This is a genomic window from Streptomyces sp. E-08 (genome assembly GCF_049913095.1).
GTDB lineage: Bacteria > Actinomycetota > Actinomycetes > Streptomycetales > Streptomycetaceae > Streptomyces.
In genome coordinates, this window is record NZ_CP183971.1 from 2488825 (window position 1) to 2512646 (window position 23822).

Genomic DNA, 23822 nt, shown 5'->3' on the forward strand with positions numbered 1-23822 from the left:
ATACTCCGGACATGGACGTATCCCGTGCCCGACGCGCCCGTCTCCCTCTCGCCGCGTTCGCCGCCGGGGCCTGCGTCGTCGCACTGGCCGGCGGCCGCTCGTCCTCCGGCGGGGACACGGGCGCTCCGGAGCGCTCCACCCAGGCGGCGGCGCCGCTCGTCTCCAACGAGCTCCAGGACGACTACCAGGCCGTCATCAGGAACGTCCTTCCCTCCGTCGTGCAGATCGAGGCGGGCGACAGCCTCGGCTCCGGGGTCGCCTACGACGGCAACGGGCACATCGTCACCAACGCGCACGTGATCGGCCAGGAGAAGACCTTCAAGGTCACGGCCGCCACCGGCGGGCAGCCCGTGACGGCCCGGCTGGTCTCCTCGTACCCCGAACAGGACCTCGCGGTCATCAAGCTGGACAGCGTCCCGCAAGGGCTGAGGCCAGCGAGGTTCGGCAACTCGGCCACCGTCGACATGGGGCAGATCGTCCTCGCGATGGGCTCCCCGCTGGGCCTGTCCGGCAGCGTGACCCAGGGCATCGTCTCGGCGACCGGCCGGACGGTCAGCGAGGGCCGGACCGACGGCGGCACGGGCGCGACGATCGCGAACATGGTCCAGACGTCGGCGGCGATCAACCCCGGCAACAGCGGGGGCGCCCTCGTGAACCTCGACAGCGAGGTCATCGGCATCCCCACGCTCGCCGCGACCGACCCCGAACTGGGCGGCGGCGCGGCGGCCGGCATCGGCTTCGCGATCCCCGCGTCGACGGTGCGGACGATCGCCGGCCAGATCATCAGGAACGGCAGGGTGACGGACTCCGGGCGGGCGGCCCTGAACATCACCGGCCGTACGGTCCTCGACGACGACTACCGGCCGGCGGGCGTGGCGGTCGTCGAGGCGCCGGCGGACGGGGCGGCCGGGAAGGCGGGCCTGAAGCCGGGCGATGTGATCACGCGCCTCGGCGCCACCGACATCACGACGATCACGTCGCTGTCGGAGGCGCTGGCGTCGATGACGCCGGGGGAGAAGGTGACGGTGACGTACGTGCGGGGCACGACGACCCGAGAGGCCGAGGTCACCCTGGGCGAGCTGTGACCCCGGGCCCCGGCACCCACCCGCCGTGCGGGCGCCCTGGCGGGACGGTGCCCACCGCCGTGTGGGCGATCGTCCCGCATGGGGGTCCCCCTGGACGAAGTCCTTGGGAGGGACGGGTGGGCACCGCCCGCGACGGGGCTCTAGCCCTCCGCGTCCAGGGGCATCGGGCCGTAGATCTTCGTCCCGTCCTCCGACAGCGTCACCTGGTCCGCGCCGCCGCCGAGGAGGTCACGCCAGTTCTCCCCGATCCAGCTCTCCGCGTCGCCCTGGGTGGTGAACTCCTCGGGGGTCACCACCGGCTCGACCTCCGTGCCGTCGGACTTCTCGAACCGCCACGTCCATGCCATGCAAGCCTCCTGGCGCTCACCGGATGATCGGTTTCCTGCCCGCAGCGTAGCCGGGCGCGCACGCCTCGCGGTGGCGCGGGAGGATCTGAGCGTGGAACTGACTCTGCTCGGCACCGGCGCGCCCCTCGGACTCCCCCGCCCCGACTGCCCCTGCGCCGTGTGCGCGCTGTCCCGTGGGGGGCGGGCGAGGGCCGCGACCTCGCTGCTCGTGGACGGGGCCCTTCTGCTGGATCTGACCCCCGGGGCCGCGCTCGCCGCCGCGCGGTCGGGGCATTCGCTGGTGGGGGTGCGCCAGGTGCTGCTGACGCATCCGCACGACGGGCCGGCCGTGGAGGTGCCCGCGGGGCTTCCCACGGCGGGGCGGGTGCCGGACGGACGCGAGTTGACGCTGATCAGCGGGCACCGGGTGCGGGCGGTGCCGATGGACTCCCCCGGGACCGGGTACGAGGTGACCTCGGCCGACGGCGAGCGGCTGCTCTATCTGCCGCCGGGCGGCGCGCCCGCCGGGATCACGGACGAGCACCTGGCGCCGTACGACATGGTCGTGGCCGATGTCACCGGGCGTCCGGACGGGCTCGCCCGGCTGCGGGCGACAGGAGCGGTCGGCCCGGCGACCGAGGTGATCGCGGTGCACCTGGACCACGACGCGCCGGCCGGTGCCGAGCTGGACCGGCGGCTCGCGGCGGCTGGGGCGCGGGCGGTGCCGGACGGGACGACGCTGTACGTCGGCGACTACCACGAGGTGCCGGACGTGCCCCGGCGGACCCTGGTGACGGGCGGGGCCCGGTCGGGGAAGTCGGTGGAGGCGGAGCGGCGCCTGGAGACCTTCCCCGAGGTGCTGTACGTGGCGACGGGCGGGACGCGGGAGGGCGACCCGGAGTGGGCGGAGCGGGTGGGGCTGCACCGGGAGCGGCGGCCGGGTTCGTGGCGTACGGCGGAGACCTGCGAGCTCGTACCGCTGTTCGCGGAGGACGGTCCCGCGCTGCTCGTCGACTGTCTGTCGCTGTGGCTGACGGACGCCATGGACCGGGTGGGTGCCTGGGACGACGAGCGGTGGCGGGACGGCGGGCAGGCGGCGCTGCGGGAGCGGACGGCGGAGCTGGTGGCCGCGGTGCGGGCGACGCGCCGGACGGTCGTGGCGGTGACGAACGAGGTCGGGTCGGGGGTGGTGCCGGCCACGGCGGCGGGGCGGCGCTTCCGGGACGAGCTGGGCCGGCTGAACGCGGCCTTCGCGGACGAGTGCGAGGAGGTCGTCCTGGTGGTCGCGGGGCAGGCGCTGGTGCTGCGCGGGTAGGGTTCCGATCGCTGATGGACCTCGCGACTTGTCACTAGGCGGAACCCGTGAACCTGGACGACTTCTCCGATCTGATCGAGCGCCCCGACGGCGGGATACGGCGTGATGCCGAGGAGCGCCGGGAGCGGCTGGCCGTGCCGCCGGGGGCGCTGGGCCGGCTCGACGAGCTGGGCGAGTGGCTGTCCGCGGCCCAGGCCTCGGTGAAGGTGCGGGCGATCGAGCAGCCGAAGGTGGTGCTGTTCGCGGGCGACCACGGGGTGGCCTCGCTCGACGTGTCGGGCCGCGCGGCGGGCACGGCGCACGAGCTGGTGCGCGCGGTGCTCGACGGGGCGAGCCCGGTGGCGGTGCTCGCCCGTTCGATGGCGGTGCCGGTACGGGTCGTGGACGCCGGTCTGGACTGCGATCCGGAGCTGCTGCCGGCCGAGGTGGTGCGGCACCGGGTGCGGCGCGGCAGCGGCCGGATCGACGTGGCGGACGCGCTGACGGTCGAGGAGGCCGAGGCGGCGGTCCGGCTCGGGATCGCGATCGCCGACGAGGAGGCGGACTCGGGCACCGATCTGGTGGTGCTCGGGGATCTGAGCGTCGGCGGCACGACCCCGGCGTCCACGCTGATCGCGGCGCTGTGCGGGACGGACGCCTCGGTGGTGACCGGCCGGGGCGGTGCCGGGATCGACGATCTGGCGTGGATGCGCAAGTGCGCGGCGATCCGGGACGCGCTGCGGCGGGCCCGGCCGGTGCTCGGTGACCAGCTGGAGCTGCTCGCGGCGGTCGGCGGGGCGGATCTGGCGGCGATGACCGGGTTCCTGCTCCAGGCCTCGGTGCGGCGGATGCCGGTGATCCTGGACGGTGTGGTGGGTGCGGCCTGTGCGCTGGTGGCGCAGCGGGCGGCGTTCCGGGCGCCGGACTGGTGGCTGGCGGGTCAGGTGAGCGGGGAGCCGGCGCAGGCGAAGGCACTGGACCGGATGGCGCTCAACCCTCTGCTCGACCACGGCGTCCATGTGGGTGAGGGAACAGGGGCATTGCTCGCACTTCCCCTCGTCCAGGCCGCCGCGGCGTTCGCCGCGGAGCTGCCCGAGCGTCCGGATCCGACCACTCCGGAGGCCGACAGCGGCTCGGAGGTCTGAGCGGGCGGAAGGGAACGGCCGACTCCGGGGCGGTCACGCGCGACGCGCGCGTGGCCGTCTCCGGCGTCTCCGTACGGCAGGTACCGCCCCATATGATCGCTTTTCATGGGAGAAGTCCGCTTGTCTGCCGAAGCAGCACCCCGGAGCACCGCCCCCCGGGGCAGCACCACCCGTTCACGGCGCAGCGCCGCGTTCGCCGTCTGGTACCTGCGCGTCGTCACGTTCATCAATTTCCTGAGCGCCGTCTGGGTCTCGTTCGGGCAGGACCTGCGCCGCCACAACGAGGACAACTACTTCACCCCGTACCTGCTCACGGCGGGCTTCGCCTCGGGGGTCTTCACCCTCTTCCTGGCGATCACCATGCGGCGGCGCAAACGGGCCGCGTGGATCCTCAACATGGTGCTCGGCGGGCTCTTCCTGCTCCTCTTCGCGCTGGTGATGTTCTTCCCGGAGATCCGGCAGCACGCCCAGAACTGGGTCTCGCTGGCCCTGACCGCCGCGTTCGTCCTCGCGCTGCTGCTCGGCCGCAAGGAGTTCTACGCGAAGGGCGACCGCTCCAACCCGTGGCTCGCCGCGATCGTCGCGGTCGGCGGACTGCTCGTCACCTCGCTGCTCGCGGCCGTCCTGGTCACCGTCACCAACACGTCCACCACCTCCTCCACCTTCCTGGAGCGCTGGCGGTACGGCGTGATGAGGCTGATCACCCTGGCCTCGGACGACTCGCGCTTCGCCGGGATCAACACCCCCGGCTGGGTCGACGTCACCATCAACGTCCTGTCCACGCTGCTGCTCTTCGCGGTGCTCTTCGCCGCGTTCCGCTCCCGGCGGGCCGTCGACCCGCTGACCGAGGAGGACGAGGAGCGGCTGCGGGTCCTGCTCGACAAGCAGGGCGACCGCGACTCGCTGGGCTACTTCGCGCTGCGGCGCGAGAAGAGCGTGGTGTGGTCGCCGAGCGAGAAGGCGGCCATCGCCTACCGGGTGGTCGGCGGCGTCTCGCTCGCCTCCGGCGATCCGATCGGCGACCCCGAGGCCTGGCCCGGTGCGATCGAGCCCTGGCTCGCCGAGGCGCGCGAACACGGCTGGATCCCGGCGGTGATGGGCGCGAGCGAGGAGGCCGGGGTCATCTACGCCCGGCACGGTCTGGACGCCCTGGAGCTGGGCGACGAGGCGATCGTGGAGACCGACGAGTTCACCCTGGACGGCCGGGCCATGCGGACGGTCCGGCAGGCCTTCAACCGGGTGAAGCGGGCCGGGTACGAGGTCCGGATCCGGCGCCACGAGGACATCCCCGCGGACGAGATGGCGGAGCTGCTGCGCAAGGCGGACGACTGGCGGGACGGGGCCACCGAGCGCGGTTTCTCGATGGCGCTGGGCCGGCTCGGCGATCCCCGGGACGGCCGCTGCGTGATGCTGGAGTGCATGGACGAGCGCGGTGAGCTGCGGGCGGTGCTGTCCTTCGTGCCCTGGGGGCCGAAGGGGCTCTCGCTGGATCTGATGCGCCGGGACCGGGACTCCGAGAACGGCCTGATGGAGTTCATGGTCATCGAACTCCTGCAGCGCGCCAAGGAGATCGGGATCACCCAGGTCTCGCTCAACTTCGCGATGTTCCGCTCCGTCTTCGAACGCGGCTCGAAGCTCGGGGCGGGACCCGTGCTGCGCATGTGGCGTTCGCTGCTCAGCTTCTTCTCCCGCTGGTGGCAGATCGAGTCGCTGTACCGCGCCAACGCCAAGTACCGACCGATCTGGGAGCCCCGATTCATGCTCTTCGAGAAGAGTGCGGACCTGCTGCGCATCGGCCTCGCCGCAGGGCGGGCCGAGGGCTTCCTGGAGGCCCCGGGGCTGCCGAAGTGGCTGCACCGCAGGCACCTGGAGAGCAGCCGTTGAGACACGCCGTCAGGGAGTTCGCCCGCCGGGAGTGGGGGCCGCTGTTCACCACCGTGCGGACGGCGCTCGTCACCAGGAGGTGGAGGGCGGTCCCGATGACGCTGGCCGCCGTCTGTCTCATCGCCCTGTTCCAGCTCGTGCAGAACCAGGACTGGGGCTATCAGCCGGTCCAGGACATCGGTTCCGTACGGGCCGAGGACCCGCTGTGGCTCGCGCTGCTGCGGACCCCGCTCTCGCTGTTCGTCCCCGCGCTCGACCTGCCCGTGTGGGGCGCCCTCGCGCAGGTGCTGCTGGTGTTCGGGATCGCCGAGATCTGCCTCGGGCGGTGGCGGACGCTGGGCGTCGCGTACCTGGCCACCCTGGCCGGCACGCTCTACGCGCGCGTGGGGATCGCGCTCGGTCCTGACAGCCCGTTCGGGCTTCCGGCCTCCGACGCGCGGGTCGTCGACACGGGGCCCTCGGCCGCGGTGGTGGGCCTCGCGGTCTACGTCTGCTGGCGCTACCGGGCGTACTGGACGGCCGGTCTCGTCGTCGTGGCGATGGCCGTCGAGGTGGTGATCAAGTCGAACCTGGCGGGCAAGGAGCACCTCGCGGCGATCGCCGCGGTCCTCGTCCTGATCGCGGTCGAGTCGCTGCGCGGGCGCCGTCAGGACGGCGGCGTCGAGCCGCGTCGGGGCACCCGCTCCTGGAAGCCGCCGATCAGGTCCTGAAGACGGCGCCGCACCTTGGTCCAGCGCCTGTCGTGGCGGTACGTGCGGATCCGGGAGCGGGCCCTGGCCCGGTGGCGGCGCCGGTAGAACTTCCGGGACCACCAGGAGCCGGGGCGGGCCAGGCGGACGGCGCCGACGATCGCCACGAACGGGACGAGGGCCCCGAACACGGCCATCCGGAACTTCCCCTTCACCAGCGTGACCAGGATGAGGGCGAAGTTGAGCACGAGGGTCAGGACGAAGGTGACCCGGTCCTGCTGTTCCTCGGCGGTCATGTCGTTGACGCCCAGCGGCGAGAAGCCGCTGAGCGTCAGTCCCACGAGGGCCGTGGTGAGCACGACCACCTCGACGCTCTTGCGGCCGTCCTCGGACCAGTACACGTCGTCGAGATGGAGGATGAGCGCGAACTCGTCCAGGACGAGCCCCGCGCCGATCCCGAAGACGATCGCGAAGACCGCCGCTCCGAGGCCGTGCCGGTCGCTGGCCACCGCGCCGAAGCCGCCGAGGACCGTGAGGACCACGCCGGGCACGACGTGATGGATGTGGACGCCCCCCGTGGAGACGTTCTTGAAGGGGCCCTTCCCCGCCCGGATCAGCCGGGTGATGGTGCGGGTGACCAGGAATGTCAGGACGAAGGAGGTCAGAGCGAGCAGCGTCGGGAGCTTGCCCGGCTCGACGATGTTCCGGGAGAACCAGTGACCCATGCCACCCCGATCCGATATGCGCGGTATGCGCAATCTACCGTCCGGTGGCGCCGATTACCCTGCCCGGATGGACGGCCTGCGTTTCGCCTTCGGGACCCTCACCGTGTTCCCCGCCCGCATCACCCGCTGGGACCGGGACGCGGCGCGCGCCGGCATGCTCTCGGCCCCGCTCGCGGGCCTGGTCGTCGGGCTCTGCTCCGCCGCGGCCGGAGGCGTGCTCCTGCTGCTCGGATCGGGTCCGCTGCTCGCGGCCGTCGCCACCACCGCCGTCCCCGCCCTGCTCACCCGGGGCCTCCACCTCGACGGCCTCGCGGACACCGCCGACGGCCTCGGCAGCGCCAAGCCGGCCGAGGACGCGCTGCGGATCATGAAGCAGTCGGACATCGGGCCCTTCGGCGTCATCGCCCTCGTCCTCGTCCTGTTCGCCCAGGTCGCCGCCTTGTACCGGCTGTACGGGGAGGGCTGGGCGCACGGCGTGATCGCCGCCGTCCTCGCCGCCACCGTGGCCCGTCTCGCCCTCACCCACGCGTCCCGCCAGGGCGTCCCCGCGGCCCGGCCCGAGGGCCTCGGGGCGATCGTCGCGGAGACGGTCCCGACACGGCCCGCGACCCTCACGACCGCCCTGTTCCTGGTGCTGTGCGCCGCGACGGGCCTCCTCCTCTCCTCGTACGACGCCGTCCGCAACGTCCTGGCGGCCGGCGCGGCGCTCGGTGCGGCGGCGCTGCTGCTGCGCCGGTGCGTGCGTCGCTTCGGCGGGGTGACGGGCGATGTGTTCGGCGCGGTGGAGGAGACGGCGGGGACGGTGGCGCTGGTCGCGCTGACCCTGGGCTAGGGCCTGTCGTCACCTTCCCGTCGTCGCCCGAAGGGCGGCCCTGCGGCGTCTGGTGCGTGCTCTCGGTGCGCCGGGGGGGAAGTCCGCGTACTGGACGTACGCGGGCTTTCGCCCGGTGCGGCGAGAGCGCGTGCCAGGCGTCGCGGGGCAGACGGGAAGGTGACGACAGGCCCTAGCAGGGCTTCCGCCACGCGTCCAGCTCGTACCGCTTCCGCATCGAGCTGAGGCCCAGCTTCCGGGCCTGCGGGCAGAACTCCTCCGTCGGCAGCCCGTACTCGACGTGGAAGACGGCCTTGCCCGCCGCCGTGAACGGGGCGAGGCGGCCGCACTCGTCGTACTCCGCGCACTGCTCGTTGACGGCGAAGTCGAAGTCCGGGAGCAGCTTCGGGATCTGGTCCAGGTCGTTCTTGAGGCCGACCGCCAGGCCCCGGTCGTGGGCCATGGTCGCGATGAGGCGGTTGTAGCGGAGCTGGTCGGCGCCGGTGAGGGGGAAGCCGGTGCGGTTCCGGTAGCCGTCCATGTTGTCGGGTTCGACGGCGTCGAAGCCCTTGTCCCGGCACATGTCGAGGCGCTTCGCCATGAGCGGGCCGAGGAGGTCGGTGCGGCGGATGTCGAGCCAGCGCTCGCCCTTCCAGCCGTTGCCCTCGCCGAGGAGGGCCTTCGGGAAGCGGCCGGCGTCGGGGCGGAAGTCCTCCCAGGCGCCGGTGGACAGGTAGCAGACGACCTTGCGGCCGCGGCGGTGGAGGTCGGCGACGGCCGACGCCGGGTGGTCGAAGCCGTCGATGTCGTACACCGGGACGTCGACGGCCGGATCCAGCCGGCCGCTGAGCTGCCACTGCCAGGCGAGGCCGGGGGCCGGGCGCCAGCGGTCCGCGACGGGCTTCGGGTCCGGGTCGGGCGCCGCCGTGCAGGCCGTGGCGAGCAGGAGCAGCCCCACGAGGGGCGCCGTCGGTCGTCTCATCGGGCGGGCTCCAGGAGGTGCGGAAGGGTGCCCCAGGGGTGCGCGCCGGTGCCGGGGACGGCACAGTGCACCGGGGTGGCCGGGCGGACGCCGGGCGGGGCGGCGTAGACGAGGTGGCAGTAGTGGGCGGCGACCGGCAGATCGAGCGTCCGGTACGTGTCCCAGGGGCCCTCGAAGGTGACGAGGAGGTCGGCCTGGGCCTCGTAGCCGGGGTCCGGGTGGGCGCCGTGGTTGAAGACGAGGGTGGCGGCCCCGGCGGCCCGGGCGGCGACCGCGACGCGGCGGTAGTGGGCGAGGGCGGCGGGCGCGGTCGCCACCTGGTCCAGGAAGGCGCCGTCGGCGCCGTACCAGTCGCGGTGGCGGACCAGTTCGGCGACGACCTCGGCGTGCGGGCGGCGGCCGTAGGCGGTGTCCACGTAGCCGAGGACCCGCACCCCGGCCGCCCGCAGCCGCCCGGCGGCCCCGGCGAACGCCGGGTCGGGCGCCGCGCCGGCGCCGCTCGCCGGGTTGAGGACGACGCCGTACAGCGACGGCGCCGCGTCGACGAGCGCCGACCAGGCCTCGGGCCGCTCGGCCGGGTGCTCGTAGTACGGCACCAGGAGGGAAGGGACGGTCATGACACCTCTAGGCGCGGTGGGCGGTCGGTCGTACCAGCAGGGCACAGGTCAGGGCCGCGAGCACCGCCGCCGCTCCCCCGGCGGCCACCGGGCCCGCGGCCGGTTCCACGGTCTGGGCCGCCGCCGCGAGGAGGCAGACGGTGGCGGCGCTGAGCACCGCGCCGAAGGCCTGGAGCAGCAGCCCGAGCCAGAGCACGGTGCCGATCAGGAGCAGGGTGACCAGGTGCGGGAGCGTCGGCCACGGCGCGCCCGGCCAGGCCAGGGCCGCGGCGAGGGCGAGGGCGAGGAGCACGGTGAGGTAGCCGCCGAGGCAGAGGACGAGGGTTCCGGTGACCGCCCGGCGGAACTCTCGGGCGGTGGTGAGGGTCCGCAGCCGGGCGAGGCTGCCGTCCCGGAAGCGGTGGAGCAGCCATTCGGCGGGCCCCATGGAGAGGGTGAGCGCGATGACCGCCCCCGCCCCGCTCACCGTCGTGTCGCCCACGCCGGCCCGGAGGACGAGCAGGCCGCTGCCGAGGCCGAAGAGGCCGTACGGGAGGGAGGCGGCGCGCGGGGGTCCGGCGCGGCCCGCCGCTCCCCGGCGGGCGCCCGGGCGCAGGACGAGCGCGGCGAAGGCGACGGACGCGGCGAGGGAGGCGAGGAGGAGGGCGGCCCGCAGGGCGTCCGGCAGGTCCCAGCGGAAGGCGGGGACGGCGCCGGTGAGCGGCAGCAGGGCGCAGAGCAGGGCCCGTTCGCGGCCGAGGACCAGGAGCACGGTCGCGGCGGCGAGGTAGAGCGACTGTCCGGCGGCGAAGACGGCGGCCGGGATCTCGCCGGGCCCGGCGGTCGCGAGGGCGACGGCCGTCCCGGCGAGGGCGCCGGCCGGGGCGCCGGTGAGCAGGGCGCGGGCGGCGGCGGGCCGGTCGCCGAGCCCGAGCCAGGTGTAGGCGCGGTGGGAGAGGGCCTGGTTCCACACCCAGCCGGTGACGGCCCCGGCGAGCAGCGGGACGGTTCCGGCGGGGAGTCCGAACCGGCCGTGGGCGCCGGCGAGCAGGGGCGCGGCGAGGACGTACGCGAGGCCGGGCAGCGCGAAGACGAGTCCGCGCAGCAGACAGCCGGCGAGTTCCCCGTACCAGGCGCCGGCGGGCGGGGCCGCCGGTTCGGGGTGGCGCCGCTCCACGCGCGCGTAGAGGTCCTCGGCGAGGGAGAAGGAGTCGGCGCGGCCGTAGGTGAGCCGGATGTGCTCGTCGGTCATGCCGTCGGACTCGAGGATCGCTGCGATCTCGTCGGGGTGCACGGCGACGGCCACGAACCCGTCGAGCCGCCGGGCGAGTTCGTCGACGGGGTCGGCGGCGAGGCCGTCCTCGGCGGGGGGCGGGGGTGCGGGGCGTTCCGCGCGGCCGGCGCCGCGCGGGCGCGGGATCGCCGGGAGCGGGGTCTCCGCCTTCGGGGGTTTCAGCCAGAGGGAGCCGCTCATGCCGGGGTGCCTCCGGGGACGAGGGCCGGGGAGGTGCGGCGCGGGGCGGGGATCCTCAGGCGCAGGGGCGCGGGGGTGAGGGTGGTCGGGGCGGGGCCGGCGCCCGCCAGTTCGCGGTAGATCCGCCGGAAGCCGTCGACCGAGCGGTGCAGGGTGAACTCGTCGATGACCCGCTGCCGGGCGCGGCGGCCGAGTTCGGCGCGGCGGGCCCCGTCGTGGAGGAGTGCGGAGACGGCGGCCGCCATGACGGCCGGTTCGCGGGGCGGGACGACGATCCCGGTGTCGCCCACGGCCTCCCGTACCCCTCCGACGTCGGTGGAGACGGTGGCGCGGCCGCAGGACATGGCCTCGATGAGGGAGAAGGGGAAGCCCTCGCTGATGGAGGAGAGCATGACGACGCTGCCGGCTGCGTAGGCCGAGGGGACGTCGCTGATCCGGCCCTCGAAGGAGACGCCGTCGGCCACGCCGAGTTCGGCGGTGAGCTTCTCCAGGCGGGTGAGGTAGTCCTCGTTGCCGGCCGGGACCGGGCCGAACAACCGGAGTCTGAGCGCGGGGAGTTCGGCGCGGCAGATCCCGTACGCCCGGATCAGGGTCTCCAGGTCCTTGATGGGGTCGACGCGGCCGCACCAGCTGAGGGTGGGGGTCTCGGGTTCGGGTCCGGCCTCGGGGAAGAGGGCCGGGTCGACGCCGTTGTAGACGGTGCGGATGCGGTCGGCGGGGGCTCCGCCGCGCTCCTCCCAGCGCCGGTTGTACTGGTTGCACGGGGTGATGAGGTCGGCCTTGCGGTAGCCGAGGGTGTTGAGCTCGCGGTAGAAGCCGAGCATGAGGGCCTTGACGGGCCAGCGTTGCGCTTCGGTGCGGTAGCCGAGGTAGCGCTCGCGGAGGTAGATGCCGTGTTCGGTGAGCAGGAAGGGCACCCCTTCGAAGTGCTGCGCGGCGAGTGCCGGCAGCGTGGCGAGGCCGCTGGAGACGGCGTGCGCCACCCCGCCGGTGGATATCCGGGCGGCGAGCGGACGCAGGGCGTGTTCCAGCAGGTCGGTGGCGGTGAGCGCGTCGTGGACGGTGGGCCGGGCGGCGAGCGTCGGCAGGTGCGGCATGGTCCAGATCCACATCAGGGAGCGCAGGGCCGGCTCGGAGCGGAGGGCGGCGGTCAGCCGTCCCTGCCGGGCGAGTTCGGCGAGTTCGTAGAGCCCGGTGCCGAAGTCGCAGCCCGCGTCGGGGTCGAGGAGGGCGAGCAGGACGCGTTCGTACGCGTCGAGGAAGCGGCGGCGTTCGCGCCCGCGCAGGGGCCGGCGCACGGCCGGGCCCTGCGCGGGTCCCCAGAGGGGGTAGGCGGTGTGCCGGGTGATGTTGGGCGGCAGCTCCCAGGTGACGGGCTCGCGGCCGCTGCCGGTGAGCGCGAGGATCTCGAAGTCGACCTCGGGCATGCCGCGGACGAGCTGGTCGCACCAGGTGCTGACGCCGCCGTGGACATGCGGATAGGTGCCTTCGGTGAGCATGGTGACGTGACGGCCACTGCTCGGCATGAGCGGATTCCCCCCAGGACGTGCTGGTCAGGCGGTCGGGAGCGTGAGTGTGACGGCGGTCTGGAGCAGCTCGGGCGTGGTCCAGGCGGAGCGGGTGCCCGCGTAGGCGGTGCCGAAGGCGGTGGTGCCGAGCAGGAGGTTCTTGCGGGTGCCCTCGGGGGCCGTGACGGGCATGGTGACGCCGGAGGGCGCCTTGACGGTGACCGTGGTGCCGATGCGGTAGGCGGTGACCTTTCCGGTGGCGACGGCCTGGTCCCAGGTGGCGCGGCGGTCCAGTTCGGTGCCGACGTCCCGCTGGGCCGGGTTCACCAGGGGCGTGTTCGCCGCGAACAGGGCCCGGTAGTCGGCGAGTACGCGGTCGAGGACGGGGTAGAGCAGCCGCTCCTCGGCCAGGTTGGACTGGTGCACGTAGTGCGGCCGGGGGTCGTTGCCGAGGACGTGGGAGAGGGCGGTGCGGGCTTCCTGCGGCACGATGTGGTCGGCGTAGCCGGTGGCCGTGGGGAGCGGTGCGGGCAGGCAGGTGGAGGCCGGGTTGGACTCGCAGATCCCGCTGCCGCCGTCGGCGCGGGAGGTGTAGATCCAGTTGTACTCGTCGGCCATCTCGGCGGCGGTGCCCACGTTGTAGTACACGTTCATCGGGTGGCGGGGCACGGTCTTCGCGGCGCCGGTGCCGACGGCGCGCTGCTGGGGTTCGCGGGAGTTGTCGCTCCCGGTCCACTTCACGCCGTTGTCGGCGAGGGCGCCGGCGAGGTTGGGATTGTCGGCGGGCTGCTGGGGCAGGGTCCTCAGGCCGGAGTGCTCGCCGGTGACGAGTTCGGAGCGGTCGACGGAGATGCCCTTGCCGACGGCCCAGTTGTGGTTGTTCCGGATCTGGCCGGAGAGCTCGGAGCGGCTGACCCAGAGGGTCTTGCCGGCGGTGTCCGTGGCGCACCGCCAGGGAACGACGCTGTTGTCCTGGACGCAGCCGAGGAAGGGGTGGGTGTAGGTGTGGTTGATCCACCGGTACTGGGCGCGGTCGGCGACGAGCCGGTCGGTGAGCGGGTCGGTGCCGCCGTGCTCCGTCTTCCACTGCTCGCCCTGGCCGCCGTTGTAGACCATGTCGAGGGTGAAGCCGGAGGACTTCTGCCAGGCGGCGGCGTACTGGGCGTCGGCGGCCGTCATGCGGATCGGGTTCACGCCGTCGCCGTCGTCGCCGACGCAGTCGAAGTCGCCGGGGGTGCAGTCGAGCGCGGGGTCCCAGCGGGCGTCGGGGGCGAAGACGTCGTCGACGTGGACGGAGAGGTAGTTGCGGCTCTGGCCGAGGTGGACGCCCTGGGTGAGCCAGTCGACGATGCCGCGGGCGAGCGCCCGGAACTGCCGCTGGTAGGCGTTGTAGGCGAAGGTGACGACGAGTTCGCGGCGCCCGTCGGCGGCGTACTCGCCGACGAGGCTGGCCCGGCCGCCGTCGGCGGCGGGCACGTCGAGGTAGCTGGTGTAGCCGGCGCGGGGGCGGCCCGCGTAGCCGTAACTCTCGCCGATCGAGGGGTCGTTGTCCTCGAAGGTCAGCGCACCGGCGAGGTACCGGAAGGGGCCCGTCCGCCCGGCGGCGGTGACACCGGCCGTCACGCCGTCGAGGACGCCGGACCAGCCGCCCTGGTCGGTGTAGTCGAGGCCGACGCCGGGGTGCGACCAGGTGTAGGCGTCGACCTGCGGGATCCCGAAGGTCCGCTCGTACGTGTGGAGGGCGGCGGCCTCGGCGGAGTCGGGGCCGAAGGCGCTCTCGTGGGGCAGGACGACGCCCTGGTACCGGGCGCGGGGGCGCCCGTCGACCGTGTCGCTGAGGAAGGCCGTGTCGAGGACCGGCCGGTTCGGGTCGTTCAGGTCGATCCTGCGGTACGGGACGCCGGAGCCCTTCAGCTCGGCGGCGATCGCCCCGACCGCGCTGCCGCCGTCGTCGACGACGAGGACGGTGAGGTCCACGCGGGGCGCCGTGGCGGCGACCGCCTGCGCGGACGGGACGACCGTGGCGAGCAGCGCGGCGGCGGCGAGGGCCGCGATCCTGCCCGTACGGGGCGCGGTGCGGCCGCCGGCGGCGGTGCGCGGCGCGGTTCTGGGCGTACGGATTCGGCCGGAGTCCATGGCTGGTGTCCCCCCTCGACGTGGCCCGCGCGGAGCGGCAGGACCCGTGGAGATGTCGCAGATGAGGCGAAGAACGGTGTGTCGTCCTTGCGTGAATGAGGCGAGTGTGGCGGGGCGACGAGGACCGGAAGGGTAAACATGAAAGAGACACCACGGATGAGTGAATCAGCGCCGCCGTGAGCGAACCGGGTGAGCGAGCGTAGGCTCGTTCTCGGCGCTCTCCGGGCCGAAATACGATGCGGCGGGCACGGTCGGCCCATCCCTCGACCGCCACAGAACTCAATGGAAGCGAGATTTCACCACCGTGACTGCTCTCACTCTCAGCACTGCCGGCGCGGCGACGCTGCGCGCCGACGCCCTCGTCGTCGGCGTCGCGAAGTCCGGGAAGACGCTGGTCGTCGCCCCGGGCGCCGAGGCCGTCGACAAGGCCTTCGAAGGCCGGCTCGCCGCCGTCCTGGAGACCCTGGGCGCCTCGGGTGCCGAAGGTGAGGCGACGAAGCTGCCCTCCCCCGCCGGTCTCAAGGCCCCCGTCGTCCTGGCCGTCGGCCTCGGCGCGGCCCCCGAGGACGGTGAGTCCTTCGACGCGGAGACCCTGCGCCGCGCCGCCGGCACCGCCGCCCGCACCCTGACCGGCACGAAGAAGGCCGCCTTCGCGCTGCCGATCCTCGCCGTCGAGGACGCCGCCGCCATCGCGGAGGGCGCCCTGCTCGGCGCGTACGCCTACACCGCGTACCAGGAGAACGCCGACGCGAAGAAGCCCCTCGCCGAGGTGGCCCTGCTCGGCGCCAAGCCGCGCGACAAGGCCTACAAGGCCGCCGCCGAGCGCGCCCAGGCCGTCGCCGAGGAGATCAACCGCTCCCGCGACCTGATCAACCAGCCGCCGAACGACCTGACCCCGGCCGCGTTCGCCGCCGCCGCCCAGGCCGCCGGCAAGGAGCACGGCCTCAAGGTCCAGGTCCTCGACGAGAAGGCGCTCACCAAGGGCGGCTTCGGCGGCATCCTCGGCGTCGGCATCGGCTCCGTGAACCCGCCGCGCCTGGTCCGGATCGCCTACACCCACCCGAAGGCGGAGAAGACCCTCGCCCTGGTCGGCAAGGGCATCACCTACGACTCGGGCGGCATCTCCCTGAAGCCGGCCGGCCACAACGAGACGATGAAGTGCGACATGAGCGGCGCCGCCGCCGTGTTCTCCTCCGTCGTCGCCGCGGCCCGCCTCGGCCTGGAGGTCAACGTCACGGGCTGGCTCGCCCTCGCGGAGAACATGCCGTCCGGCTCCGCCACCCGCCCGGGTGACGTCCTGCGCATGTACAGCGGCAAGACCGTCGAGGTCCTCAACACCGACGCCGAGGGCCGGCTCGTCCTCGCCGACGCGCTGACCCGGGCCTCCGAGGAGCACCCGGACGCGATCGTCGACGTGGCGACCCTGACCGGCGCCATGGTCCTGGCGCTGGGCAACCGCACCTTCGGCATCATGGCCAACGACGACGACTACCGGACCGCGATCCACGAGATCGCGGACGAGGTCGGCGAGCAGTCCTGGCCGATGCCGCTCCCCGCGGACCTGCGCAAGGGCATGGACTCCCCCACCGCCGACATCGCCAACATGGGCGAGCGGATGGGCGGCGGCCTGGTCGCCGGTCTCTTCCTCCAGGAGTTCGTGGGCGAGGGCATCACCTGGGCCCACCTGGACATCGCGGGCCCGGCCTTCCACGAGGGCGCCCCGTACGGCTACACCCCGAAGGGCGGCACCGGCTCCTCGGTCCGCACCCTGGTGAAGCTGGCCGAGCGCACGGCGGCCGGCGAGCTCTGAGCACGACGGGCGTGACGGAAGGCCCCGGAGCTCCGGCTCCGGGGCCTTCCCCCCGTTTCGGGCGCGTCGATGCGTCCGCGGCTGTTCGCTCGCGACGAAATCCGTAGGTTCGTACGCTCTCGTGACCCCGCCGGACGGACGATCGGCCGTCTCAGAGCACGGCCCCGCGTCCCGTCGTCCGTCAACAAGTGCGAAGATGGGTTCTCGGCAGGACAGGGCCCCCACCACAGGGCCGAAATAAAGCGGCCGGACACCAGCCGCCGCCAGGTCGTCGACGACCGGCGACGAGCGCACATGCATGGAGGACGTGACGTGGCGAACGACGCCAGCACCGTTTTCGACCTAGTGATCCTCGGCGGCGGTAGCGGCGGTTACGCCGCGGCGCTGCGCGGAGCGCAGCTGGGCCTGGACGTCGCACTGATCGAGAAGAACAAGCTCGGCGGCACCTGCCTGCACAACGGCTGCATCCCGACGAAGGCCCTGCTCCACGCCGGCGAGGTCGCCGACCAGGCGCGCGAGGCGGAGCAGTTCGGTGTCAAGGCCTCCTTCGAGGGCATCGACATCAAGGCCGTGCACAAGTACAAGGACGACGTGATCTCGGGCCTGTACAAGGGCCTGCAGGGTCTCGTCGCCTCCCGCAAGGTGACGTACATCGAGGGCACCGGTCACCTGTCCTCCCCGACCTCCGTCGACGTGGACGGCCGTCGCGTCGAGGGTCGTCACGTCCTCCTGGCCACCGGTTCCGTGCCGAAGTCCCTGCCCGGACTGGAGATCGACGGCAACCGGATCATCTCCTCGGACCACGCGCTGACCCTGGACCGGGTCCCGGAGTCCGCGATCATCCTGGGCGGCGGCGTCATCGGCGTCGAGTTCGCCTCGGCGTGGAAGTCCTTCGGCACCGACGTCACGGTCATCGAGGGCCTGAAGCACCTGGTCCCGGTCGAGGACGAGAACAGCTCGAAGCTTCTTGAGCGCGCGTTCCGCAAGCGCGGCATCAAGTTCAACCTCGGCACCTTCTTCCAGTCCGCCGAGTACACCGACAACGGCGTCAAGGTCACCCTGGCCGACGGCAAGACCTTCGAGGCCGAGGTCCTCCTGGTCGCCATCGGCCGCGGCCCGGTCTCCGCCGGTCTCGGTTACGAGGAGCAGGGCGTCGCCATGGACCGCGGCTACGTCCTGGTCGACGAGTACATGCGCACCAACGTGCCGACGATCTCGGCCGTGGGCGACCTCGTCCCGACGCTCCAGCTCGCGCACGTCGGCTTCGCCGAGGGCATCCTCGTCGCGGAGCGCCTGGCCGGTCTGAAGACCGTCCCGATCGACTACGACGGTGTGCCCCGGGTGACGTACTGCCACCCCGAGGTCGCCTCCGTCGGCATCACCGAGGCCAAGGCCAAGGAGATCTACGGCGCGGACAAGGTCGTCGCCCTGAAGTACAACCTCGCGGGCAACGGCAAGAGCAAGATCCTCAAGACCGCGGGCGAGATCAAGCTCGTCCAGGTCAAGGACGGTGCCGTGGTCGGCGTCCACATGGTCGGTGACCGCATGGGCGAGCAGGTCGGCGAAGCTCAGCTGATCTACAACTGGGAGGCGCTGCCGGCCGAGGTCGCGCAGCTCATCCACGCCCACCCGACGCAGAACGAGGCGCTCGGCGAGGCCCACCTGGCCCTCGCCGGCAAGCCTCTGCACTCCCACGACTGACGCTCACGTCATCACAGGGCGCGACGACCACTTTCCGCAATTCGTTAGGAGCAACTGAAACCATGTCGGTTTCCGTAACCCTGCCGGCGCTCGGCGAGAGCGTCACCGAGGGCACCGTCACCCGCTGGCTCAAGGCCGAGGGTGAGCGTGTCGAGGCCGACGAGCCGCTGCTCGAGGTCTCGACCGACAAGGTCGACACCGAGATCCCCGCCCCCGCCTCGGGCATCCTGGCCTCCATCAAGGTCGCCGAGGACGAGACGGTCGAGGTGGGCGCCGAGCTCGCCATCATCGACGACGGCACCGGCGCCCCCGCCGCTGCCCCGGCCCCGGCCGCCGAGCCGGTCGCCGCCCCCGCCGCCGCCCCGGCCCCCGTGGCCGAGGCCCCGGCCGCCCCGGCCCCGGTCGCCGAGGCGCCCGCCGCGGCTCCGGCCGCCGGTGCCGCCCAGGGCACCGACGTCGTCCTGCCGGCGCTCGGCGAGTCCGTCACCGAGGGCACCGTGACCCGCTGGCTGAAGTCGGTCGGCGAGACCGTCGAGGCCGACGAGCCGCTGCTCGAGGTCTCCACGGACAAGGTCGACACCGAGATCCCCGCCCCCGCCTCCGGCGTTCTCCTGGAGATCGTCGTCGCCGAGGACGAGACCGCCGAGGTCGGCGCCAAGCTGGCCGTCATCGGTGCCGCGGGTGCCGCTCCGGCCGCCGCCCCGGCTCCGGCCGCTCCGGCCCCGGCCGCCGCCCCGGCCCCCGCCGCCGCCGCTCCGGCCCCGGTGGCCCCGGCCGCCCCGGCTCCGGCCCCCGCGCCGGTCGCCCCGGCCGCTCCGGTCGCCGCTCCGGCTCCGGTCGCCGCCGCCCCGTCCATCGCCCCGGCCGTGGTCACCCCGGTCCCGGCGGCCCCCGCGGCCGCTCCGGCTGCGCCGGCTGCGTCGACTGCGCCGGCGGAGGATGGCGCCTACGTGACCCCGCTGGTCCGCAAGCTCGCCACCGAGAACGGGGTCGACCTGGCGGCCGTCAAGGGCTCCGGCGTCGGCGGCCGCATCCGCAAGCAGGACGTCCTCGCGGCCGCCGAGGCCAAGAAGGCCGCCGCTGCCGCTCCCGCCGCCACCGCCCCGGCGGCCGCCGCGCCGAAGGCCCCCGCCCTGGAGGCCTCCCCGCTGCGTGGCCAGACGGTCAAGATGACCCGCATGCGCAAGGTCATCGGCGACAACATGATGAAGGCGCTGCACGGCCAGGCCCAGCTGTCCTCGGTCGTCGAGGTCGACATCACCAAGCTGATGAAGCTGCGCGCCCGTGCCAAGGACGCGTTCGCCGCCCGTGAGGGCGTCAAGCTCTCCCCGATGCCGTTCTTCGTGAAGGCGGCGGCCCAGGCGCTGAAGGCCCACCCGGTCATCAACGCCCGGATCAACGAGGACGAGGGCACCATCACGTACTTCGACTCGGAGAACATCGGCATCGCCGTGGACTCCGAGAAGGGTCTGATGACGCCGGTCATCAAGGGTGCGGGCGACCTGAACATCGCCGGCATCTCCAAGGCCACGGCCGAGCTGGCCGGCAAGGTCCGCGCCAGCAAGATCACGCCGGACGAGCTGTCCGGTGCGACCTTCACCATCAGCAACACCGGCTCGCGCGGTGCGCTGTTCGACACGATCATCGTGCCGCCGAACCAGGTCGCCATCCTGGGCATCGGTGCCACGGTCAAGCGTCCGGCCGTCATCGAGACCGCTGAGGGCACCGTCATCGGCGTCCGCGACATGACCTACCTGACGCTGTCGTACGACCACCGCCTGGTGGACGGCGCCGACGCCGCCCGCTACCTGACCGCCGTCAAGGCGATCCTGGAGGCCGGCGAGTTCGAGGTCGACCTCGGTCTGTAAGGCACGTCGCCGAAAGGCAACGTAACGAGCCTCACCTGCGGCGCCCCCGTCCGGAAGTGTTTCCGGACGGGGGCGCCGCCGTATTGTCTAAGGGTCAACACTCCCCGAGGAGCCGCTTCATGACCGTCCCCGTCGTCCACTCGCTGCGCGAGCAGATCCGCGAGCACATCGTGGAGGGGATCGTCAGCGGCCGCTGGAAGCCGGGCGAGCGCATCGTGGAGCGCCGGATCGCGACCGAGCTGGAGGTCTCCCAGACCCCGGTCCGCGAGGCGCTGCGCGAGCTGGAGTCCCTGCGGCTGATCGAGTCGGCGCCGAACAAGGGCGTCCGGGTCCGCAACCTCACCGCGGCGGACCTGGAGGAGAGCTACCCCGTACGCGCCGGTCTGGAGCAGATCGCGGCCGAGCTGGCGGCCGGGCGGCTCGCGGCGGACTGCTCGGCCCTGGAGCCGCACGTGGCGGCCCTGTACGAGGCGGACGCGGCCGCGGACGGGACGGCGCAGGTGCGGCACACGGTGGCCTTCCACCGGGAGCTGGTGAAGGCGGCCGGGAACGGCGTCCTGCTGCACACCTGGGAGACGCTCGGCATCGAGGTCTTCACGGCCCTGTCGATCCGCTGGCTGGGCACGGTCCAGAAGTCGTACGCGGAGGAGCACCAGGAGCTGGTGGAGGCCTTCCGGCGGGGCGACCCGAACATCGGTGCGCTCGTGAAGGCGCACGTTCTGGGCTGCGCGCCGCGAGCCTGAGCCATGACTTTACGCACAGTGAGCGGGCCCGTCCGTCGACGGGCCCGCTCATTCGTGCGCGCACAACCCTCGGACAACGCTTCCGACCTGCGAAAACAGGCCACAGAGCGAGGCACCGGGTGCCCTCTTCCTTGGCACCCTGTGCCGACTTTCTCGATCTGAAGAGGTTTTCCCCTTCAACCCTTTGATCGATCATCGATCGCCGGTTTAGAGTCTTCGGCGGGCCACACCCGGCCCTTCGCCCTGTCCTGCCAGACAAGGCCACCATCTCCACCCCACCTGTCCGGAAGGCGGCGATCATGACCGATCCCGTAGGCAAGATTCCGAGTGAGCTCGACCAGCTCCCGGACCGTGACACCGAGGAGACCGCCGAATGGGCGGCCTCCCTGGACGCCGTCACCAAGGCCGCCGGCCCTCACCGGGCCGCCTACCTGATGCGCCGCACGCTCCAGCACGCCGAGGGCGCGGGCCTGGCCCTGCCCAAGCTCCTGGAGACGGACTACGTCAACACCATCCCCACCTCCGCCGAGCCCTCGATCTCCGAGTTCGGCGGCGACGAGGAGATGGAGCGGAAGATCACCGCGTGGAACCGCTGGAACGCGGCCGCGATGGTCACCCGCGGCTCCAAGCACGGCGTCGGCGGCCACATCGCCACCTTCGCCTCCGCGGCCTGGCTCTACGAGACCGGCTTCAACCACTTCTTCCAGGGCAAGGAAGCCGACGGTTCCGGCGACCAGCTCTACATCCAGGGCCACGCCTCCCCCGGCATCTACGCCCGCGCGTTCCTCGACGGACGCCTGGACGAGGCCCACCTCGACAACTTCCGGCAGGAGTCCGGCGGCAACGGCCTGCCCTCCTACCCGCACCCGCGCCGCCTGCCCTGGCTGTGGGAGTTCCCCACCGTCTCCATGGGTCTGGGCCCGCTCTCCGCGATCTACCAGGCGCGCTTCAACCGCTACCTGACCAACCGCGCCATCAAGGACGTCTCCGCCTCGCACGTGTGGGCGTTCCTCGGTGACGGCGAGATGGACGAGCCCGAGTCGACCGCGGCCCTCGCCCTGGCGGCCCGTGAGGGTCTGGACAACCTGACCTTCGTCATCAACTGCAACCTGCAGCGCCTCGACGGCCCGGTCCGCGCCAACTTCAAGATCGTGCAGGAGCTGGAGGCCCAGTTCCGCGGCGCCGGCTGGAACGTCGTGAAGTCGCTGTGGGGCAACGCCTGGGACGAGCTGTTCGCGCTCGACACCACCGGCGCCCTCGTCCGCCGCCTCCGCGAGGTGCCGGACGCGCAGGTCCAGACGTACCAGACCCGCGACGCCGCCTACATCCGCCAGGACTTCTTCGGCAAGGACCCGGCGCTCGTCGCGATGGCGCAGCTGCTGTCCGACGACAAGATCCTCGAGTGCTTCCACCTCTCCCGCGGTGGCCACGAGCCGCGCAAGGTGTACGCCGCGTACAAGGCCGCCCTGGAGTTCAAGGGCGCGCCGACGGTGATCCTCGCGCAGACCGTCAAGGGCTTCACCCTGGGTGAGGGCTTCGCGTCGAAGAACGCGAACCACCAGATGAAGAAGCTGACGACGGACGAGTTCAAGAACATGCGTGACCTTCTTGAACTGCCCATCTCGGACGCGCAGTTCGTCGACGGCCAGGTGCCCTACGGCCACCCCGGCGCCGACTCCCCCGAGGTCCGCTACCTCCAGGAGCGCCGCGCGGCCCTCGGTGGCCCGGCCCCGGCCCGCCGCACGCACCCGCTCGCCCCGCTGCCGGCCCCGGCCGACAAGGCGTTCACCGCGTTCGACAAGGGCTCCGGCTCGCAGTCGATGGCCACGACGATGGCGTTCGTGCGACTGATCAAGGACCTGATCCGCGACAAGGAGACCGGCAAGCGCTGGGTCCCGATCGTCCCGGACGAGGCCCGTACCTTCGGTATGGAGTCGCTGTTCCCGTCGCTCGGCATCTACTCGCCGAAGGGCCAGACGTACGAGCCGGTCGACCGCGACCAGCTGATGTACTACAAGGAAGCCGTCAACGGCCAGATCCTGAACGAGGGCATCACCGAGGCCGGCTCGATGGCCGACTTCATCGCCGCGTCCACCGCGTACTCCACGCACGGTGAGGCGATGATCCCGTTCTACATCTTCTACTCGATGTTCGGCTGGCAGCGGACCGCCGACCAGATGTGGCAGCTCGGCGACCAGCTCGGCCGCGGCTTCCTCGTCGGCGCGACCGCCGGCCGCACGACCCTGACGGGTGAGGGCCTCCAGCACGCCGACGGGCACTCGCCGGTGATCGCGGCGACCAACCCGGCCGCCCTGACGTACGACCCGGCGTTCGCCTACGAGGTCGCGGTCATCGTCAAGGAGGGTCTGCGCCGGATGTACGGCGAGGCCGCCGAGGGCGAGGACCAGAACGTCTTCTACTACCTGACGGTCTACAACGAGCCGATGCCGCAGCCGGCCAAGCCGTCCGGCATCGACGAGGGCATCGTCAAGGGCCTCTACCGCTTCAACACGGCGGAGTCGGCCGGTCTCGACCTGCCCGCGAACGCCTCGCGGATCCAGCTGCTCTCCTCCGGTACGGCCATCCACTGGGCCCTGGAGGCGCAGAAGCTGCTCGCCGCCGAGTGGGGCGTGGGCGCCGACGTGTGGTCCGCGACCTCCTGGACCGAGCTGCGCCGCGACGCGCTGGAGGCCGACGCGGCCCTCCTGCGCGGCGAGGAGCAGGTGCCGTACGTCCGCAAGGCCCTGGAGGGCATCGACTCCCCGGTCCTCGCGGTCTCCGACTACATGCGCCAGGTCCCGGACCAGATCGCGCAGTGGATCGAGCAGGACTACAGCTCGCTGGGCGCCGACGGCTTCGGCCTCTCGGACACCCGCGACGCGGCCCGCCGCCACTTCGGCGTCGACGCCCAGTCGATCGTCGTCGCGGCCCTGGCCCAGCTGGCCCGCCGCGGCGAGGTCCCGGCGTCGGCCGTGAAGGAGGCGCGCGAGCGCTACGGCCTGTAAAGGTCCTTGCTCCGCAGAGGCGGGCGGCACGCATGATGGA

The 23822-nt window shown here is 72.7% G+C and carries 18 protein-coding genes; 11 read left to right on the forward strand and 7 right to left on the reverse strand.

All coding sequences use genetic code 11. From position 1 onward, the window contains the following. The first annotated feature begins 11 nt into the window (after positions 1-11). On the forward strand, positions 12-1085 hold the full coding sequence (locus ACN9MM_RS11365) for a S1C family serine protease (RefSeq protein WP_426363498.1): 1074 nt from the start codon (positions 12-14) through the stop codon (positions 1083-1085). Between the two features lie 140 nt (positions 1086-1225). Here ACN9MM_RS11365 and ACN9MM_RS11370 read toward each other — a convergent pair whose 3' ends face one another. After that, a complete protein-coding gene (locus tag ACN9MM_RS11370) occupies positions 1226-1432 on the reverse strand; it encodes a hypothetical protein (protein WP_319308805.1) in 207 nt (68 codons plus the stop codon). 91 nt (positions 1433-1523) lie between these two features. Between ACN9MM_RS11370 and ACN9MM_RS11375 the strand changes: the two genes are divergently transcribed. The 4 genes from ACN9MM_RS11375 (at position 1524) to ACN9MM_RS11390 (ending at position 6444) form a co-directional block, all read left to right on the forward strand. Continuing rightward, positions 1524-2726, forward strand: a complete 1203-nt coding sequence (locus ACN9MM_RS11375) for a bifunctional adenosylcobinamide kinase/adenosylcobinamide-phosphate guanylyltransferase (RefSeq protein ID WP_426363499.1) — start codon at positions 1524-1526, stop codon at positions 2724-2726. A 47-nt stretch (positions 2727-2773) separates the two neighbouring features. Further along, entirely contained in the window at positions 2774-3850 is a 1077-nt protein-coding gene (cobT, locus tag ACN9MM_RS11380) for a nicotinate-nucleotide--dimethylbenzimidazole phosphoribosyltransferase (RefSeq protein WP_426363500.1), read from the forward strand. Positions 3851-3955: 105 nt separating this feature from the next. Beyond that, a complete protein-coding gene (locus tag ACN9MM_RS11385; RefSeq protein ID WP_426363501.1) occupies positions 3956-5734 on the forward strand; it encodes a phosphatidylglycerol lysyltransferase domain-containing protein in 1779 nt (592 codons plus the stop codon). Further along, positions 5731-6444, forward strand: coding sequence for a hypothetical protein (locus ACN9MM_RS11390; protein ID WP_426363502.1), 714 nt, complete (start codon positions 5731-5733; stop codon positions 6442-6444). Before ACN9MM_RS11385 ends, ACN9MM_RS11390 begins: the two co-directional genes overlap by 4 nt. Here the strand turns inward: ACN9MM_RS11390 and ACN9MM_RS11395 are convergent. After that, positions 6381-7148, reverse strand: coding sequence for a hypothetical protein (locus ACN9MM_RS11395; protein ID WP_426363503.1), 768 nt, complete (start codon positions 7146-7148; stop codon positions 6381-6383). The genes ACN9MM_RS11390 and ACN9MM_RS11395 overlap by 64 nt on opposite strands. Before the next feature lie 67 nt (positions 7149-7215). On the opposite strand from ACN9MM_RS11395, the gene cobS reads away from it, so the two are divergent. Continuing rightward, entirely contained in the window at positions 7216-7980 is a 765-nt protein-coding gene (gene cobS / locus ACN9MM_RS11400) for an adenosylcobinamide-GDP ribazoletransferase (protein ID WP_426363504.1), read from the forward strand. Positions 7981-8152: 172 nt separating this feature from the next. Here cobS and ACN9MM_RS11405 read toward each other — a convergent pair whose 3' ends face one another. From ACN9MM_RS11405 to ACN9MM_RS11425, 5 genes are read right to left on the reverse strand one after another with little or no spacing between them, the layout of a single operon-like run. After that, positions 8153-8941, reverse strand: coding sequence for an endo alpha-1,4 polygalactosaminidase (locus ACN9MM_RS11405; RefSeq protein WP_426363505.1), 789 nt, complete (start codon positions 8939-8941; stop codon positions 8153-8155). Continuing rightward, positions 8938-9558, reverse strand: a complete 621-nt coding sequence (locus ACN9MM_RS11410) for a spherulation-specific family 4 protein (RefSeq protein WP_426363506.1) — start codon at positions 9556-9558, stop codon at positions 8938-8940. The genes ACN9MM_RS11405 and ACN9MM_RS11410 overlap by 4 nt, the downstream gene beginning before the upstream one ends. A gap of 7 nt (positions 9559-9565) precedes the next feature. Next, positions 9566-11011 (reverse strand): hypothetical protein, encoded by a 1446-nt coding sequence (locus ACN9MM_RS11415; protein WP_426363507.1) that lies wholly within the window; start codon positions 11009-11011, stop codon positions 9566-9568. Continuing rightward, entirely contained in the window at positions 11008-12537 is a 1530-nt protein-coding gene (gene pelF, locus ACN9MM_RS11420) for a GT4 family glycosyltransferase PelF (protein WP_426363508.1), read from the reverse strand. Before pelF ends, ACN9MM_RS11415 begins: the two co-directional genes overlap by 4 nt. Positions 12538-12564: 27 nt before the next feature. After that, entirely contained in the window at positions 12565-14655 is a 2091-nt protein-coding gene (locus ACN9MM_RS11425; RefSeq protein WP_426363509.1) for a hypothetical protein, read from the reverse strand. Positions 14656-14959: 304 nt separating this feature from the next. Here ACN9MM_RS11425 and ACN9MM_RS11430 point away from each other — a divergent pair, with 304 nt between their 5' ends. The 5 genes from ACN9MM_RS11430 to aceE all read left to right on the forward strand — a co-directional run bounded on the left by ACN9MM_RS11430 (position 14960) and on the right by aceE (position 23782). Then, positions 14960-16465, forward strand: a complete 1506-nt coding sequence (locus ACN9MM_RS11430) for a leucyl aminopeptidase (RefSeq protein ID WP_426363510.1) — start codon at positions 14960-14962, stop codon at positions 16463-16465. 312 nt (positions 16466-16777) lie between these two features. Continuing rightward, complete coding sequence (gene lpdA, locus ACN9MM_RS11435; RefSeq protein ID WP_086830968.1) at positions 16778-18166, forward strand: dihydrolipoyl dehydrogenase; 1389 nt, start codon at positions 16778-16780, stop codon at positions 18164-18166. Positions 18167-18228: 62 nt separating this feature from the next. Continuing rightward, a complete protein-coding gene (gene sucB / locus ACN9MM_RS11440; protein ID WP_426363511.1) occupies positions 18229-20034 on the forward strand; it encodes a 2-oxoglutarate dehydrogenase, E2 component, dihydrolipoamide succinyltransferase in 1806 nt (601 codons plus the stop codon). A 119-nt stretch (positions 20035-20153) separates the two neighbouring features. After that, on the forward strand, positions 20154-20777 hold the full coding sequence (locus ACN9MM_RS11445; RefSeq protein WP_351186195.1) for a GntR family transcriptional regulator: 624 nt from the start codon (positions 20154-20156) through the stop codon (positions 20775-20777). 299 nt (positions 20778-21076) lie between these two features. Then, positions 21077-23782 (forward strand): pyruvate dehydrogenase (acetyl-transferring), homodimeric type, encoded by a 2706-nt coding sequence (aceE, locus tag ACN9MM_RS11450; RefSeq protein ID WP_426363512.1) that lies wholly within the window; start codon positions 21077-21079, stop codon positions 23780-23782. Positions 23783-23822 lie beyond the last annotated feature (40 nt).